This is a genomic window from Actinomadura sp. NEAU-AAG7 (genome assembly GCF_018603865.1).
GTDB lineage: Bacteria > Actinomycetota > Actinomycetes > Streptosporangiales > Streptosporangiaceae > Spirillospora > Spirillospora litoris.
On sequence record NZ_JAHFZY010000001.1, the window covers coordinates 1376354 to 1393331 of the forward strand.

Annotated in this window: 13 protein-coding genes and 1 pseudogene; 6 read left to right on the top strand and 8 right to left on the bottom strand. The window is 67.7% G+C overall.

Annotated features, from left to right (window positions below; translation table 11 throughout):
• Window positions 1-26 precede the first annotated feature (26 nt).
• From KLI87_RS06300 to KLI87_RS06310, 3 genes are all read right to left on the bottom strand, one after another.
• On the bottom strand, window positions 27-1064 hold the full coding sequence (locus KLI87_RS06300) for a HEAT repeat domain-containing protein (RefSeq protein WP_214616163.1): 1038 nt from the start codon (window positions 1062-1064) through the stop codon (window positions 27-29).
• Window positions 1058-1717, bottom strand: a complete 660-nt coding sequence (locus KLI87_RS06305) for a HEAT repeat domain-containing protein (RefSeq protein WP_214616164.1) — start codon at window positions 1715-1717, stop codon at window positions 1058-1060. The genes KLI87_RS06300 and KLI87_RS06305 overlap by 7 nt, the downstream gene beginning before the upstream one ends.
• 361 nt (window positions 1718-2078) lie before the next feature.
• Window positions 2079-2462 (bottom strand): HIT family protein, encoded by a 384-nt coding sequence (locus tag KLI87_RS06310; protein WP_214616165.1) that lies wholly within the window; start codon window positions 2460-2462, stop codon window positions 2079-2081.
• 187 nt (window positions 2463-2649) lie between these two features.
• On the opposite strand from KLI87_RS06310, the gene KLI87_RS06315 reads away from it, so the two are divergent.
• From KLI87_RS06315 to KLI87_RS06325, 3 genes are all read left to right on the top strand, one after another.
• Window positions 2650-4083 (top strand): amidase, encoded by a 1434-nt coding sequence (locus tag KLI87_RS06315; protein WP_214616166.1) that lies wholly within the window; start codon window positions 2650-2652, stop codon window positions 4081-4083.
• 42 nt (window positions 4084-4125) lie between these two features.
• Window positions 4126-4704, top strand: a complete 579-nt coding sequence (locus KLI87_RS06320) for a TetR/AcrR family transcriptional regulator (RefSeq protein ID WP_214616167.1) — start codon at window positions 4126-4128, stop codon at window positions 4702-4704.
• 248 nt (window positions 4705-4952) lie between these two features.
• Window positions 4953-6410: an MFS transporter gene (locus KLI87_RS06325; protein ID WP_214616168.1), complete on the top strand. Its 1458-nt coding sequence runs from the start codon at window positions 4953-4955 to the stop codon at window positions 6408-6410.
• A 1594-nt stretch (window positions 6411-8004) separates the two neighbouring features.
• Here KLI87_RS06325 and KLI87_RS06330 read toward each other — a convergent pair.
• Window positions 8005-9249, bottom strand: a complete 1245-nt coding sequence (locus KLI87_RS06330; protein WP_214616169.1) for a lipopolysaccharide assembly protein LapB — start codon at window positions 9247-9249, stop codon at window positions 8005-8007.
• A 289-nt stretch (window positions 9250-9538) separates the two neighbouring features.
• Between KLI87_RS06330 and KLI87_RS06335 the strand changes: the two genes are divergently transcribed.
• A complete protein-coding gene (locus KLI87_RS06335; protein WP_214616170.1) occupies window positions 9539-9709 on the top strand; it encodes a hypothetical protein in 171 nt (56 codons plus the stop codon).
• Between the two features lie 325 nt (window positions 9710-10034).
• Here KLI87_RS06335 and KLI87_RS06340 read toward each other — a convergent pair whose 3' ends face one another.
• Window positions 10035-10184: a hypothetical protein gene (locus KLI87_RS06340; protein ID WP_214616171.1), complete on the bottom strand. Its 150-nt coding sequence runs from the start codon at window positions 10182-10184 to the stop codon at window positions 10035-10037.
• 214 nt (window positions 10185-10398) lie between these two features.
• On the opposite strand from KLI87_RS06340, the gene KLI87_RS06345 reads away from it, so the two are divergent.
• Window positions 10399-12000: a hypothetical protein gene (locus KLI87_RS06345; protein WP_214616172.1), complete on the top strand. Its 1602-nt coding sequence runs from the start codon at window positions 10399-10401 to the stop codon at window positions 11998-12000.
• A 308-nt stretch (window positions 12001-12308) separates the two neighbouring features.
• Here KLI87_RS06345 and KLI87_RS06350 read toward each other — a convergent pair.
• Window positions 12309-13485, bottom strand: a pseudogene (locus tag KLI87_RS06350) (IS3 family transposase).
• 437 nt (window positions 13486-13922) lie between these two features.
• Here KLI87_RS06350 and KLI87_RS06355 point away from each other — a divergent pair.
• Window positions 13923-14309, top strand: coding sequence for a hypothetical protein (locus KLI87_RS06355; protein ID WP_214616173.1), 387 nt, complete (start codon window positions 13923-13925; stop codon window positions 14307-14309).
• 217 nt (window positions 14310-14526) lie between these two features.
• Here the strand turns inward: KLI87_RS06355 and KLI87_RS06360 are convergent, their stop codons facing one another.
• Together KLI87_RS06360 and KLI87_RS06365 are read right to left on the bottom strand one after the other, a co-directional pair.
• Window positions 14527-15555, bottom strand: a complete 1029-nt coding sequence (locus KLI87_RS06360) for a terpene synthase family protein (protein ID WP_250903663.1) — start codon at window positions 15553-15555, stop codon at window positions 14527-14529.
• A 293-nt stretch (window positions 15556-15848) separates the two neighbouring features.
• A complete protein-coding gene (locus tag KLI87_RS06365) occupies window positions 15849-16679 on the bottom strand; it encodes a UbiA family prenyltransferase (RefSeq protein ID WP_214616175.1) in 831 nt (276 codons plus the stop codon).
• Window positions 16680-16978 lie beyond the last annotated feature (299 nt).

A 16978-nucleotide genomic window follows, 5' to 3' on the forward strand; every position in this document is an offset into this window, starting at 1 on the left:
CTCCGGAGGCGCTCTAGGACTCCTCTTCAGGAGTCCTTGTCGGCTTGCTCTCCGGCGGAGCGCTGTTGGAGAACGCCGACGAGGGCCGAGGCGACGAGGGCGACAGCGCGGTCGTCATCATGGGCCAGTTCGCGCAGGACTTCCTGCCCAGCGGCTCCCGAGAGTTCGACCAGTGCCTGGACGAGGCGGATCCGCGTCGCGGAGTCCGCGGTGGGCGCGGAGAGCTCGTCGACCAGCGCAGTCATGATCTGGTCCGCACGCTTGGGGTCCTGGGACAGCGTCCCCAGGACCTCCGCCGCGGCGACGTCGTCGAAGCCTTCGACCACCATGCCGACAAGCGCGGGAACAGCCGCCGTCACGCCGTGCCTGCCCAAAGCCAGGGCGACGTGCCTGCGCACCGTCATGTCCGGGTCCCCGAGGGCGTCCGCGAGCGCTGCGGCGGCACCCGCGGCATCGGGCATCTCGGCGATCGCCCGCACCGCGCGCCGCCGGACGTCGACGTCCGGCGAGCGCAGGCCGGCCTCCAGCACCGCCAGCCCCTCACCGCCCGATCGGGCGAGCGCCCAAGCCAAAGCACCCGCGACATGTGGATCGGATTCGGCCAGGACCGCCCCGGCCAGCAGTTCCGCAGGAACCGACACGCCCTCCGACTGGACCAGAACAGCCTGTTGCCTGCGCGCGGCACTGGTCGAGTTGAGTCCCCGCATGAGCTCGACGATGCGCAGCACGTCCTGCCAGTCGGTGGGCGCCGACGCGTCGATCGCGCGGAGCCGCGCGAGCAGTTCCTGCTCGCGCGCCAAGCGGTCCCGCGTCCACCGGATGAGGTCACCGACCAGGACGGACGGCGTGAAGGCCGGGTCCTCCAGCGCACGTCCGATCTGCTTGAGCGAGAGCCCGAGGGTCCGCAGGCTCTCCACCTGGAAGATCTTGCGGACGTCCTCGGCGGAGTACTCGCGGTAGCCGCCGGCCGTGCGCCCCGTCGGCCGCACCAGCCCCAAGGCGTCGTAGTGCCGGAGCATCCGGGTGCTCACCCCCGATCGGCGGGCCACATCGCCGATCAGCAATCCGCGGCCTCCCGAGCCTCTTCGGCCTTCGCTGAGTTCGCGCCGACCACGGCCACGCGCTTGGCCTCTTCGATGGCCGCGTCGAAACCGGTCTCCGGGTTCTGCCGGAGCGACTCGGTGGCACGGGCGTGCGCGGCCACTTCCGGGTCGGGGTCCTCGGCGGCCTTCTCCAAGGCGGGCTTGATCACCTCGCCGAGTTCGACGAAGGCGCGGCTCAGGCTCAGCCGCACGCTGCGGTCACCGCGCCCGAGCTGCAGGACGAGCTCGTTCACCAAGTCCTTCTTCCCCTCCTCCGGGACGAAGGCGACCGCGACGCGCCACGCGGTCCGTGCGACCTCATCGTCGGCGTCGTGGAGCATGTCGCGGGCGATCCAATCCCATGCCCCCCTGTCGCCGATCTTGGAGAGCGTATGTAGCGCCTGGCTACGGGCCTGGGGCCGCTCGGAGTCGAGCTCCTGCCGGATCCGGGGCAGGGTGATCTCCCGGGAGAGACAGGTCAGCGCCCAGGACAACATGTCCCGCACAAAGAAGTCCGGCTCGACCGCGCACCGCTCAACAAGTGCCTCCACGAACACCGGGTCGGGGTTCGAGCCGACCGCCAGGGCCGCTCGAAGCCGCACCGAAGCGTCCTCGGCACTCAGGGCGTTGACCACCCGAGCCTGCTGCGGGGTTGTTCCGTCGATCTAAACCACCTCCTTCACACAATTGGAGACCTTGTCACCGTGTCAAGGTCAAGCCCACGACCAGTGAATCAGGAAACCCGACCGCGCTCGCCCAAGGCGACATAAGGGAACGCTGCCGGTACCCGCCAGAAGCATCAGCGCCAACCGCCGCCGACTCCAAAAGCAACATCGCGCCCACCTACCTGCGCCGGTACCTGGACGCCGCAATCAGCAAAATCGAATCCGACCGCAGCCCTCCGCTCCCGGCGACAACCCGCCGGAGTCGGCGGCCCCGTCCCACAACCCCGCCCATCCGAACCGAGCTTCAACCCGTCAGAGCGAAATCCCCAGCTCACGAGCTGGCGACCGAGCGGACCAAGATCGGTCGGAGGCGCCGGCACAACGCTTCCACCTCGGTCTCGTCCGGCACGGCCCCTTCGCGGAACATCTCCATCTGCAAGGCGGGCCCGTACGCGTCGAACCGCTCCATGTCGGCTTTCCTTGCGGGCTGGACGACGAAATGCAGGTGCCCGGGCACGGCATCCGCATGGGACCACAGGCACACATACACCTGCTCCGGTCGGACGACCTCCGTCACCGCCGCGGCGACCCGGCGCAGCAACGGGCCCAGAGCCGCACTCTCGGCATCGTTCAACTCGGCGACATGGACGACATGCCGCACCGGCTTGACCACCAGAGCCCCCAGGCCGAGCGGCCCCACCGAGTGCTCGACCACCCACCCCGACGACTCCGCCAACCGCCCCCCAGGAAGACGCCGAACCCCGACAAGAAGATCACACGCAAGACACCCAGCCACGAACCCACCGCCACCACAGGACATCCCGAGACCATCCCGCATGCCTTTCTCTCCCCAGCGCTCGCGACACTCGACGCCATACATACTAGTATGTATGGTGGCTCTCATGACCCTCACACGCACCGCACCCGAGTCCCGTGTGCACTATGCGAGCCTGCTGGAGGTCGCTGCGAAGCTACGCGCACGCGAACTCACGCCTGTGGAATTGACCGAGACGCTGCTGGCACGGATCGACCAGGTCGATCCGGTGCTGCGCAGCTACGCCACGGTGACGGCGGACGTCGCCGTCGCTCAAGCCAGGAACGCCGAGACCGAGCTGGCAGCAGGCAAATACCGAGGCCCCCTGCACGGCGTGCCGATCGCTGTGAAAGACCTCTGCTTCACCGCCGGAATCGTCACCGCGGCCGGCACCACGATCCGCTCCGGCCATGTGCCCACCTACGATGCGACAGTGGTCCGGCGTCTTTCGCAAGCCGGGGCCATTCTGCTCGGTAAGCTGCAGCTGACCGAAAGCGCATTCGCCGAGCACCACCCGTCTGTCACACCACCCCGCAACCCCTGGAACACGGAGTACTGGTCCGGCGCCTCCTCAAGCGGTTCCGGCGTCGCGGTGGCGGCCGGCCTCGCCTTCGGTTCCCTGGGCACCGACACCGGCGGGTCGATCCGGTACCCCTCCGCGGCCAACGGCATCACCGGCATCAAACCCACGTGGGGACGGGTAAGCAGGCACGGCATCTTTGCGCTCGCCGCGAGCCTCGACCACGTCGGCCCGATGGCGCGCTCGGTGCAGGACGCGGCTGCGATCCTGGGAGCGATCGCCGGAGCAGACCCGCATGACCCGACCGCGGCCCCCATGCCCGTGCCCGACTATCTGACCGGCCTCGGCGCCCCGATCGGGCCGGTACGCATCGGAGTGGACCGCGCCTACAACGAGACCCGTGTCGACCAGGCGACCATCGGCATGCTCGATGACGTCGTCGCCGTATCGCGCCGCCTCGGCGCGACGATCGTCGAGGTCACCCTTCCCGATACCAGCACCATCAATGCCATGTGGTCCCGATACGCCGGTGTGGAGGCCGCGATCGCCCACCAGGCCAGCTATCCCTCGCGCGCCTCGGAATACGGCCCGGCCGACACACCCGGATCGATCGCCGGGCTCATCACGCACGGCCACACGGTCTCCGCGATCGAGCTGATGCACGCGCACCATCAGCGGCTCGCGTTCACCGGCGGACTGGCGCGTACCCTGTGCGAGGTGGATGTCCTGCTGGCTCCGGTGCAGCCGACCACGAGCCTCACGCTTGCGCAGAAGGAGGCGGTGTATACCGACCCCGAAGCCCTGACGGACTTCCTCCGCTTCGTCACTCCGTTCAATATGGCCGGCGTCCCGACCATCACCCTGCCGGGCGGTTTCGGCGAGGACGACATGCCGCTGGGATTCCAGTTCGTCGGCCGGCCGTTCGAGGAACGACCACTGATTCAGCTCGGCCACGCCTACCAGCGTGAGACGGACTGGCACCTGCGGCATCCGGCCCTGTAATGCGGGCCGCGACAGGCACGCACCGCATTGCTGGGAGGCACGATGAAACCGAACGCTCGGGAGCGCCTGATCGAGGGCACGCGGCAACTGCTGTGGGAGCGTGGATACGTCGGCACCAGTCCGACCGCGATTCTGGCGCGCTCAGGCGTCGGCCAGGGCAGCATGTACCACCATTTCGATGGTAAGCCGGACCTGGTGTTGGCGGCCGAGCAGCGCAGCGCGGAACTGATGCAACAGCAGATCGCCGAAGCGTTCGCCGCTGAAGGCACTGCGCTCGAACGCATCACAAGATATCTAGGGCGCGAACGCGACGTGTTGCGTGGATGCAGCGTGGGACGGCTCACCGCCGATCCGGAGGTCATGGCCGACGACACCTTGCGCGCACCGATCCGGGAAACCTTCGAGGTACTGCACGAACACCTCCGGCGCACGATCGCCGAAGGCGTGGCGGCCGGGGAATTCGCCGGCGACCTGGACATCGACGAGACCGCTTCCGCCGTCGCCGCCGTCATCCAGGGCGCCTACGCCCTGGCCCGCGCGGCGCAGGCGATAGAGCCCTTCGACCGCGCCATCAGGGGAGTGCTCTCACTTCTACGGGCGAGCGCTCCGCACGCGAACTGAACCCAGGCACCACCCCCCATCGGCCAGGGCCCTCGACGAGTTCGAAAGCCCTTCTCTTCCCGTGCCCGCAGACGCCGACCGGCGTAGGCACTCGGGGCTCCAGTCGCTCCTCGCTCGGCAATAACTCCATCGGGTAGCGACACCACTGGCACCGGAAACCTTCTCTCCCCATCAACCTTCGGCATGCGCCAAGCAGCTGCCACAGCCCTCGCCTCCCGACGAGGGCGTGTTCTCCATATTCCATCGGAGTGACCGTGTCACCTGACGCTGCCAAGAATCGGCTACCACCACCTGCTTCCGCCACCAGCCGGACATTGGGCCTCACCGGCCTGTGTCTCGGCACCGCTCTGATCGTCATGGAAGCGAACGTCATCAACGTCGCGATCCCAGTGATACGTGCCGACCTGCACGCGAGCCTGGCCGGCGGACTGTGGGCCATCGACGCCTACACGCTCGTGTTCGCCGCCCTGCTGCTGTCCGCGGGCCGGCTCGGAGATCGGATCGGTGCCCGACGCGGCTACCTGACCGGACTGGGGTTGTTCGCCCTTGCCTCGATCGCCTGCACGGTCGCTCCCAACACGGGCATGCTCGTCCTTGGCCGCGCCTGCCAGGGTCTGGGAGCAGCGCTCCTCGCCCCGGCACCGCTGACCTTGATCACCCGCATCTTCACCGTGCCGACCGAACGCACCAGAGCTGTCGCGGTCTGGGTGAGCGTAGGCGGTATCGGCTTCGTGATCGGCCCGTTCATCGGTGGACTGCTGGTCGACACTCTCGGCTGGCGGAGCATCTTCCTGCTCAACGTCCCGGTCGCCGCCGCCACCGGCTGGCTTGTCGCCCGACATGTGGCGGAGGTTCCGCTGCAACGCGTGCCGTTCGACATCCGCGGGCAGGTCCTCGCGATCGTCGGCCTCGCCGCCATGGTGTGGGCGCTGGTCGAGTCGAGTGTCGCGGGCTGGCTCGACCCCGCCGTGCTCACGGCTCTCGCGGGCGGCACCGCGGCCCTCGTCGTGTTCGTCGCAGCGCAGTATTCCTGGGCGCGAGACGGGCGACAGGTCCTCCTGCCCCCCGCCATCATCGCCGCGCGTCCCGTGCTCGCCGGCCTGCTCGGCGGAGCGACGTACAATTTCACGCTCTACGGGATGCTGATCGTCTACACGTTCAACTTCCAGCAGCTGCGTGGCTACTCGGCCTTGCAGACCGGGTTGGCCTTCATCCCCTTGACCGTGGCCGCCACCCTCGCCTCGACCTTTCTCGGTGCCCGTTTCATCACCGCGTTCGGCCCGCGCAGCGGATTGGCCACCGGAATGACCCTCTCGGCCATCGGACTCGCGCCCCTCACCGTCGCCTCCGCACCATACCCACTCATCGCAGTCGGCTTCTGCGTCTTCTCCATCGGTATGGGGCTCTCCGCACCCTCCCAAACGCTCGCCGTCATGACGTTCGCCCCCGCCCGGCACCAGAACATGGGATCGAGTGCCTTGAACACGGCCCGGCAGACAGGCGGCGCACTCGGGGTCGCACTACTCGGAGCGATCGTCGCAACAGACCCCGACAGGGGCACCTTCGCAGCCATCACCATCGCCATCGGCATGTGCCTGATCGCAGCCGTGACCGCCCTACGCCTCATTCCACGAGAAATCATCCACACCGGCACGAGCCGGTGCTCTGAGCTCGAACGGCTCCACGATGGCAAGTCATGTACATGAGCCGGACCGATCACAAGTGAGCTGCGGACCTGCCACTGCGGCCGATGCGCGACCCGGGTACGTCATCCAATACATGGTCCCCGCGCCGGGCAGCGGACGATGAGCGCGGCCGTCGCGAAAATCACCATGCTGCGTGGCGACGGCGTCACACTCGCCCGCTGACCATCCGCGACGTACCGGCCGCCTACGTCCGCGAACACGACCCCGCCCCCAAAGTGAAGAACAAGGACCTACCGACCAAACCCGAGACCGAAGTCGCCGCCGTCCTCACCATCATGACCCGCCGCCCCCCGATCCCCCCGGCCAGTCCCTGGATCTGCACAAACACCCGCATCCCCCGCGCCACCCGGCGTGAACATGGCCTGCGTGGACTTGATCGACGCGGACCTGACCGGCGCACTCCTGTTCAGCGTCCGTGGGGCCACTGAAGCGCAGATCCGGAAAGAGGCCCGGACTGACGCCAAGACCCGGTTCTAGCAGCTTCCCGAATGACTGACCCGTTAGGCCTGCCCGACGCTCTTTGGACGGCGGAGGAGCCTGGCGGAGTGGGTGGCTCAAGGACCTGCCGGAGGGGCCGGGATCAGGGCGGTGTAGGAGCCTCACCGTGATCTCGTCGTTCTGCCCTCACCCCTGGTCGGCACCAGCGCCAGGCGCCCCCTTGACCCTCGAGCCGAGGGGCCGCTGCGCGGCCGCGCCCGGGCGCCGCCGACGATGTTCCACCGCCACGTGTTGCCGAGTGGCCGGGTTCCGCTCTGATCGGGAGACCAGACGCACATGCCGTCTTCGGGTCAACGGCGGTACGGGCGGGGGCCGATCCTTGTGAGCGAACCCGCGGATCCGCTCGTCTCGGGCGGCCGGAGTGATGATTACGCAGGGTCTCCGGTGCGGGTGAAGCAAGCAACCCTCGCGAACCGAACTGGACGCATTGCCTGCGGATCGGCGCCTGGAGTTGCTCCAGGCGGAGCCCAATGCCGGGACAGTGAGCGCGAGGGGAGTCGGCAGAGCACTCACCAGTGGATCAACAGCGGTGTCCTGCTCGTCGGGGCCGTGCTGGCCGGCGCCAGTCTCATCGCCACCGCCGTCACCTTGCGCACCGGGCAGCAGCAGCCCACGGCCCGCAGGGGTAGATCACTGGTCGGTATACCAAGGCGATCGAACAGCTCGGCTCAGGCGAGCGGGACGTGCGGTCCGCCGCCGTCTACGCCCGGGCGCGCATCGGCACCGACTCCACGCGGGATCGAGCCACTACCAAGGAGGTTCCGGCGGCATTCATCCGCGAACAGGACCCATCCCCGCTATTGGAGACGACAAGCCGACCTCCGGGGCGGTCGAGGGGGCCGCTCGTCCGACCGCCGTGCCGCGCACTGCCGCCACAACTCGTCCTGCTGACCCGGCGACAACCCGTAGTCCCGCATCACACCTCCACGATCAAGATCATTAAAGGTGATGCACTGATCCCTTGAGCCCAAGATTCGCTTTCTGGCCACCGGCGCGAGCGTGCTGGGAGATGGCGAAGAGGTGCCCGGGAGGCGTTGGGAATCGTGTTGTGCTCGGGTGCGGGCGCCTGGCTGAGTGGTTCTGTCGTGCAGGCTGGTCAGCGTTGTGTGGGCGGGCCGGGGGTGTTCGGTGCGGGGTTGGGCGGGGGGTTGGTGGCCGGGGTGCCATCGATGGCGCGCTGGTAGAGGGTGCGGGCGCGGTCCAGGTTGCCGGCTTGTGTTTCGATGGCCGCCAGGTTCCGTGTGGCGCTGACCACGGCATCGGGGAAGCCGGTGTCGATGGCCGCTTGCGTGAGACGGCGGGCTTTGTCGGTGTCTCCTTGCTGGTGCCGGAGCCAGCCCAGGCTGCGCAGGGCGTAGGCGCGCACGGAGATGTAGGGGCTGTCCAATTCCTGTTCGTACACGTGACTGGCCAGGTCGAAGTTGCCTTCGGTCTCCTCGAAGTAGCCCAGGTTGAGTTTGGCCAGGGCGCCTAGTTCGGCGTCTCCTTCCTCGACCGCCAGGGCGGTGAGTTCGCGGGCCAGTTCGGTGTTGCCTTGCAGATGCTCGATCCAGGCGAGGTTCTTGCTGGCTCCCGCGCGGGCTGGCCTGTAGGAGGAGTCGAGGGCGGCCTGGTGCAGGACGCGGGATGCGTCCAGGTCGCCTTGGAGGTAGCGCAGCCAGGCCATGCATTTCAGGGCCAAGGCGCTTTGCTCTGGATGGCCGCCGTCGATGACCTGCTGGTAGAGGCCGCTGGCCGCGTCGAGGTTGCCGGCGTTCTCCTCCAGCACCCCTAGATCCAGCATCGCCCTCAGCCGCTCCACGGTCCCTGTCGGCAAAGGCCGCGCGGAACCGAGCCCGCCGCCCGGCGCACCCTCGCCCCCAGCCCCACCGCCGCTCCCAACTCCGCCACCGCCGAGGGTCCCCGCGGCTTCCGTGCCGGCGCCGGTAGCCGGGGCCGCCGGCGGGGAAGGCGGTGTCGTCGTCGGGACGGGGGCCGACGCGCCCGCCTGCACGAGACCCTGTGCCGGTGCGGTGGTGTGGGCCTGCGCGTTCCCGATGCCGATGGTGTGGGGGGCGGGTGCCATCACCCGGTCCCAGGCGTCACGCCAGGGGCCGTGCGACTCCGCGGGCACGCCGCAGGCCTCGACCAGGGCCAACATGGCCTGCTTACGCAGCATCCGCTTGCCGTTGAGAGTCTCGGACACCACGCTTGGCGACAGCGCGGGCTTGCCGTTGCGCACCGACCAGTCCGACAGCGATCGCAGCGGCGGGGAGTCCGCGCGTAGATGCAGCACCTTCAGGGCCCGGCACAGCTGCGACATCGTGGTGATCGCGGTGAGGTTGAGGTCGTCGGTGCGCATTGGATGCTCGTTCATGACTCACCTGACCGTTCGCTGCCGTTTGCGGAGGTTCTCAGACGTTCTCGCCCGTTCGAAACGGTAGCGGCGGATCCAGCCGGAGCCGCTAGAACGTCCAGGTCCGGCCCCTTTCTGTTCCGCCGAACACCGCAGGCGTGACCGCCTGCACCTCAGGCGTGTGCGGATGCTCCAGCACTCTGGCGCAACGCTCGCGTGGCCCCGTTGAGTGGAGGTGCCCGGCCGGGCCCGCTCACCGCCACACCGGCGCCCCTCCACATCCTGAGGACATCTGATGACCAATCGCCACCGCAAGGCTCGCTCCCGCGACCGCGCCCCCGGCCGCGCCGCCGCGACCACGACCACGACCACCGAGACCCGCTACTGGCACCACCGCCTGCGCATCGAGTACCTGCGGCTGGCCCTGGAGACCACCCTGCGACTGCTCAAGGAAACCCTGCACTGAGCGTCCTCCCCCGTGCGGCACCTGACCGCCTTCCTCGTGCACCCCACCCAGCACGAGGAAGGCGGCACCGCCGAATACCGACAGATGAACCGCTTCCCATAACGGCCGGTCGGCGACCTGCGGGGTTACCGGAAGGCAAGGCTGATCACCTGCCCGCAAACGATCGGATCTGAGACTGCCGCGAGGCTGCCCGCCGGGCAGGTGTTGGTGCAGGTTCGTTGTCTCAAAAGCCGTGTCCGCTCACGTGGTACTGGCTGCGGCCTGGAGTTCACCATCGCCCGCGCGGCAGTCGGCAGTCTCGGCTTCGTGACCCGCCCCTTGGTGGTCATGTTGAGTCTTCGTCGTTGCGGGTGTCGGTGCCCTCGCCGCCGGTGGGGTTGGTGCGGTGGCGCAGGGCGGTTTCCAGGAGCGAGAGAATCGCGGCCGCGACGCTGAGGGTCGCGGCGATGGCTTGGACGGCGGTTGTCGGTTCCACGGTGCTCCTTGCGGCCGGTGCCCGGGGTGGGCGGCCTGGGGGTGTCGGCGGTGTCGCTGGCCTCACCGTGCCTGCCGGAGGAGTTGTCCGTTGTTGGTTGGATATCGCGGCGCAGGTCGGTCGTGGACAAATACGGTGCTGTAGCGGTGTGGGACGCGGCCGAGGGGCGGCGGACCGGGCCGGGTGGGGTTGATCGGATGGGGAGGGGCACGGGGTGCCGGGGCCGAACCAGGGCCGGCGGCCGGGCCGTCGGGTGCGGGTGCGTGCCGAGACGCCCGAGGCGGCCGCGCTGGCAGAGTGGTTGCGGGAGACGCTGACCGCCGGTTTGACGGTGCGCGAGCTCGCGGATCGGTTCCGGTTCGGCCGGGCCAAGTGGGCCGAGTTCCGCAATGGCGCCGATCTGATCCCGGGGTGGCTGCTGGAACAGGTGGTCACCGATCTGGTGGCCGAGCCGCGGCTGCGGGAGCGGCGGTTGGAGCAGGGACGCGACCTGCTGGAGCGGGCCGAGCGGGCGGCCGCGGGCAAGGTCGCGGTGGCCGCGCGGGGGTTGTCGGAGGGGGAGCTGCTGCGGCGGCTGGAGCAGGCGCAGGACGGGCAGATCGTCGCTCAGCAGGCACAGCTGGCGTCCTTGCGGGTGCTCTTCACGCTGTTGAACGTCGTCCGCCTGCTGCGTGAGCAGAACCAGACGCTGACCGGCCAGGTCGCGGCCGAGCGGCACGGCGTCCACCGGCTCCGGCGGGACCTGGCCGAAGAACGGCTGCGTCAGGCGCGGGCCGCTCGCGATGAGGCCGAAGACCTGATGGTCGAAGGACACACCCAGTCCGGGCAACTGCGTCAGTTGCTGCACCGGCCGGAGCGGGCCCCGGCAATACTGCCGGGCGAGCCGCCGCCCATCGCGGTGGCATGGTCGCCCGAGGAATGCGACCAGTACCTGGACCAGGCCCGCGACTTCCTGCAGCAGATATGGGCCGCCCTGGACCTGGCCCGCGACCGGCTGCGGCTGGAACCGGCCGAAGATCGCCCGGCATCGGCCATTGTCCACGGACAAACCCTGGACAACACCCCCGACACCGATCCGCCCCAGCTCAGCAGCCCCAGCCACGACCCCCGAAACCAACCCCAGGACCTCCTGGAGGACGACGCCGAGCCCCACCGGCCGCCCCCCGGCCAGGTGCGGCTCCCGCCATCGGCCGAGGCCCACGATCAAGCCCGCCAGTCTCGCGAGCCGAACACGGACAACCCGCAACCAGCGGAGCCCCCAAAGTCAGCCGATGGATACCAGCAGGTCCGCGAGGGGGGCGAAGAGGACACGGAGGACTATGACTGGTTTGACTGGGCGTTCCCCGCAGTCTTAATCGGGCTCTTCGTCGCCCTGTTCTCCTCGCTCATCTGGTATCAGTCTTACTCTCAGACCAAGAGCCTGGACCCGGGCTGGGTGGTCAGCGGGGCCCGGCCGGCCCGGGTCGCCGTGTCCCAGAAGCGGTCGTACGCAGGCCACACCGCGCTGGGGTACCGGCTGACAGCGGGCCAGGCGGTCAGCACCTCTTTCGCCCTTCCCCGGATGAGGAACATGCCGCTGTCGGGCGGAACCCGGTTCTTCTCCGCCTTTCTCGACTTTCGTCCCGACACCGGCTGCGGCGCCGAAACCAGGCTCATCTGGACCATCGGCAAACACAGCGGCCGACTTCGCCCCCGTGAGGATCACACTCTCACATCCGAGGTCGTCACCACCCCGATCACCCTGTCTGCTCGCCTGGAGGCTCCCGCTCCCTGCAGCGGGACCTTCCGCCTCTCCCTTCCCAGCGTCAGCAACTGACTCGTAACCAGAGTCGGCACCCTTCACCTGAGGCACCTACGAGACGCGCTGAACCGCGTTCATCTAACGAAACGTCTAGCGAACACTCGGAGGCATGCATGACCGCTGAACGACCACGAGCGAGCAGGGGCTCCGTGTGACCTTCGTCGATAAGTAGCCGGGAACCTTCGGTGTAATCTGGCAGGGCGGTATGCCGATCTTCGGGATTGCTGCGGCTGCTCGTCATCACATGACTCCGATGACCAGTGATTCACGGGCGGCTTCGATGAGGGGCCCTGCGTTTTCCGGACAGTGGCTTGATGGATGTCCTACGCGGCCTGGTGTCGGCTCAGGTACTCGGTGTGGACCTCCAGAGGCGTCCGGTACCCGATCGCCGAGTGAAGCCTACGTCGATTGTAGAAGCCTTCGATGTATTGGACGACCGCGCTGCGCGCTTTGGCGCGTGTGACAAATACCATGCGGTGGAGCCACTCGTTCTTCAGGAAGTCGAAGAATGACTCGGCCATGGCATTATCCCAGCACACTCCCGTCCGCCCCACCGAGCGACGCATCCGGTACCTGCGTAGATGGCTGCCGAACTCCTCACTAGTGTAGTTCGAACCACGGTCGGAATGGAAAATGCATCCGGGCTCGATGTCGATGTGCCCGGCCGCCGAGTCCAGCGCGGCGTTGATGAGCGAGGTCTTGAAGTGATCGGCCATCGCCCACCCGACGACCATCTTGGAGTGGCAGTCGATGACGGTCGCCAGATAAAGGAAACCCTCCCAGGTGGGGATGTAGGTGATATCGCCGAGGAGTTTGATGCCGGGCCGCTCGGCGGCGAAGTCCCGTTCGACCAGGTCGGGAAGGTCACGCGGGTCGCCGGCCAGGGTGGTGATCAGCCGCCAGGGCCTGGACTGCACCGGCTGCAGGCCCAACTCGCGCATCAACCGCCGGACCAGTCCCGGCGAGACCTGTCCACCGGAACGGGCCAGCACGACGTGGATCCGGCGGTACCCGTAGGTCTCGTGGTTGGCGTCGAACACCGCCTGGATCATCGCTTTCAGGCGCTGTCGTCGTTCCGCGGTCACCGACACCGGCCGTCCGCGCCATTCGTAATATCCCGATCGTGACACGTGCAACCAGGCACACATGTCGATGACGGCGTGGTCGGCCTTCTCCGCGTCGATGAACTCGTACTTGGCGGTCACCGGTGATCCCTGGCGAAGAAGGCCGCGGCTTTTTTCAGGAACTCGTTCTCTTCGCGGAGTTTACGGTTCTCTCGTTCGAGTTGGAGCTCCCGCCGGCTCTTATCCCCGCCTCCGCCGGTGTCGATGGCGGCCGCGTCGCCGTGCCTCCTGCGGTAGTCCTTCACCCAGTTGCCCAGGGTGGTGTCATGGATCCGACCTCACGCGCAACGTGGGCGATGGGGCGCGGGCCGTCCAGAACCATGCGGACGATCTCGTCCTTGTGCTCCTGGGCGAAATGCCGCCTCTGTCGCACCAACGACCTTCCCTTCCGGTTCTCCCCAACTCTAGCTGGGAAGCTGTCCGGAATCTCCGGGGCACCTCAGCGGGTATGCACCAAAAGTGGCCGGACAGGAGGAGTTCCACCGGTGCGCCGACCAGCGGTATGCGAGGTAGGTCCGGACAACAGCGATTCGTATTGTCCGGACCTACCTTGCGGGTTTGGTGGCGCCAGCCGATCGGGCCGAGATTCCTGCGGCTAGCGGGGCCCGCCCGGCATGCCTACGAGGAGCCAAATGACGAACGTGATGAGCCTGCACAACTCGCCCAGTGCGTAGTACCTCGAACCGACGTCGCCGTCTTCCCGGGGAAGTCGAGGCAACCGTGCCATGGTTCACTCCTTCCGATGCGGGGCCGGAGCTACCAACCCCTCTCTATCGGGTAACCCGGGCGCTTCGCCGTCCCACCCTCCTACTGATGAGTAGCGATCAGTGCCTTGCGAGGCCCATCGCTAGATTTCCGGGTATTCCGGCCGTCCCCAGCAAGACCCCGCCCACCGACAGCGCTGACCTCAGCAAACACCTAGCCACGGCCCCTTTCTGTCGGTTTCAGGCCGCCCCCTGGGACGGGCGACGGATGGTGGTCGCCTGCTCCCCCGATCACATGAGGCAACTCCACGACCTGGCGGAAGCCCGGCCCTACAACGACGCCGAACTATGGGCTGGGAAACTCCTGCGCGCGCTCGAAGACGCCAGGCCAGCCGACCAGATAGAGATCTCTGTCGAGGAACTACGGCACGCGACCGGACTCACCCCGGAACAGTTGCTCGCCGCGATGTGCTGGCTGGAACGCGACGACCTGTGACCCCGGCGGCCCACTGATCAGCCACCACCCGGAGTCGCTACTGGCCGTTCCGATCTTCCCCAAGGCCGGACATCAAGGTGACCCTGCTCGCGGTACCTGCACTGCCGGTCCCGTCAGGAGACTGCGTGCGCTGAGTCGCATCAGAAGCCGCATCTCAACCGATCTTGGAATTTGCAAGTCGAACGGAGTGCCTGGTCGGGCATAGCGGTCAGGGGTGTCATTCGAAGGTGACGTGGTCGGGATAGAGCGTTACCAGTCCCGAGGTTGCGCCGTTCCAGACAAAGCCTGGGCCGTGGTACCTGGTCGTGAAGTAGGACCAGTGGAGGCTGCCGGACATCATGAGGCCAAGAGCGTCGACATAGGCGCGCAGTCCGGGGTAGCCGCCCAGCGAGCTGGCCAGGAGTTCGGCGCGGGCCCGGATGAAGTTCGCCTCCGCTTGGTCGATCAGGGCGCAGAGCCGGTTGATAGCGGCTTGAAGGGGCATGCCGTCTCCGGCGCAGAATACGGCTACTGCGTTCACGTAGTCGTCAGCGGCGCATTCCAAGGGGAACGAGAAGAGGTCGTTTACCAGGACGAAGTGTTCGCTTGTGTGCCGGTGGACCAGTTTCAGCGGGGGCTCTTCGATGATCTCGCTCAGGTCGATTTCAAGGCCGTACTCGATCTGGACGCAGTAGGGGCGGGTGGCGATGCTGTCCCGGTGGATCTCCATGTAGGTCTCGAAATCGAAGATCTCGTCGCGTTCCCGTGCCGCCACTTCCAGGAGCTGGGCGTTTAAGTACGCCGTGCAGGCGTCGACGAATCGTTTACGTTGCGGCGGGTTCATCACTTCAGCGATCCGTCGCCACACATCATGGAAGGCGATCTCGTACGCCATAGCCGGGGCGGGGGTGGCGCCTGCCATGATGCCGAAGATCCGCGTGAACGTGTCTTTGGCTCGGTCGAGTTCGCCTCGGCTGCCCATGCGGTTCGTGAAGTCGGAGTCGAAGGCGAACAGGAACTGGGAGAGGTCGCACAGGGGGGTCATTCTCCTGCCTGTGGCGGTGGGGAAGCCCAGACAGGCCCAGTGGGAGCCGCGTTCTTCCAGGATCTCCTCCATCTTCTGCTCGGTCACTAGGGCGGCGCCGAGCATCGCGCGTACCCATTGCTCGGACTCTGCCTCGCACTCGGCCGCACGCGGATGGATCTTCACTGGGATGGACCGGGTGAGCTCGGGCAGGTGGAACTGGGTACCGGGCGCAAACAGCATCAGGGGCACGTCCTTTCGCCACGCGCAGTGCTGTCGTAAGGGGCTGGGGGCAGCGGCGGCTTGCGCCTCCTGCACCCCGCCCCCTAGACACGACACGACATCGGACCTGGGCTCCCGCCGCCCGAGTCCGGGGGGCCTGGACGTCGCCGGCGACGCGACACGGAAGGCGACAACAACTGGCACCCCGTTCCACCCCCCTGCGACCTCTGGACGGCAACGGAAACGGCGACGTAACCGCGCAGCGCGACTGGCGTAGAGCAATGGATAGATCGATCGACGGATGCGCCAGGGTTTCAGTACCAGAGGGCGGGAGTGGTGAGCGTCATGATGATGTACGCGGTGATCAGGAGCTGGTAGGTGAGGCGGTCCGCAGCCGTGTTCCGCAGGAGCAGGGCTCTTAACGCAGGCGTCCAGCAGGCGATGGCCAGGGCCGTGTCGCAGAGGAGGATTCGGGGCCCGGAGGCGTGGGTGGGGAGGAACAGTGCGTAGTGCAGGGCGAGGGGAATCCAGGCGAGCAGCCCGGCGAACCAGACCCGCAGGGGCCACTCGCCCAGGACCAGCGCCGGTGTACGGCGGCCGATGGCGTGGTCGCCGGCCATGTCTCTGACGTCTTCGAAGGGCAGGGCGAGGCAGAACGGGACGGCGATGATCAGGATCCACCGCCAGGCGGTGGAGTCGATGGGGGCGACGGACTGCCAGGCGGCGGCGAGCTGGGCGACGACACCGAGGATCATGCAAGGCGTCTTGCACCACAGGTAGGCACGCGGTGGGCAGAGCAGATTGAGGAACGTGACGACCGCCTGGAAGAGCAGGACCCATTCCACGACACCCATCGCCCAGCCCACCAGGGTGTACACAGGCATCACGCACCAGAAGCGCCGACGCGCGCCGGCAGGGGTGATCAGTCCTGACGGGACGGGCCGGTGCGGCTTGTTGATGCGATCCTCATCGGTGTCGCGGGACTGGTTAGAGGCGTCGAAGACGTATCCAAACAGCATCTGCAGGAGGATGATCATCCCTGCGTGCTCGGCGGTCTGCACCGCGCCCAGGTGAGCGCGAAGGCACGCGCCGAGGGCGAATATCAGGGACGGGGGGATGTTCACCAGGAGGTTGTCGATGGTCATCCGCCAGGTCACGGCAGGCTCGCGCCGGACCCACCCTCCAGGGCCCGGTGGCGGGCGGGGCGTCGAGGTACCCGGAACGGCCATCCCCGCGCCTCCTCACCGTAGTTGCGCCGCTTCGCCGGGCATGTGGTGACTAGCGGCACTGCGTGCCTGCTCGGCTATGACGTCGGCGAGCGCCTGGTCGACCAGGTCAGAAGGTCCACCGGCGCCGACATTGCCAGTGCCGCGGCGGCTCAGCCACAGCCCGCCCCACCGCTTCCCGCGGCGCGGTCGACCGCGCCCCAGGTCCTCCTCAGCGG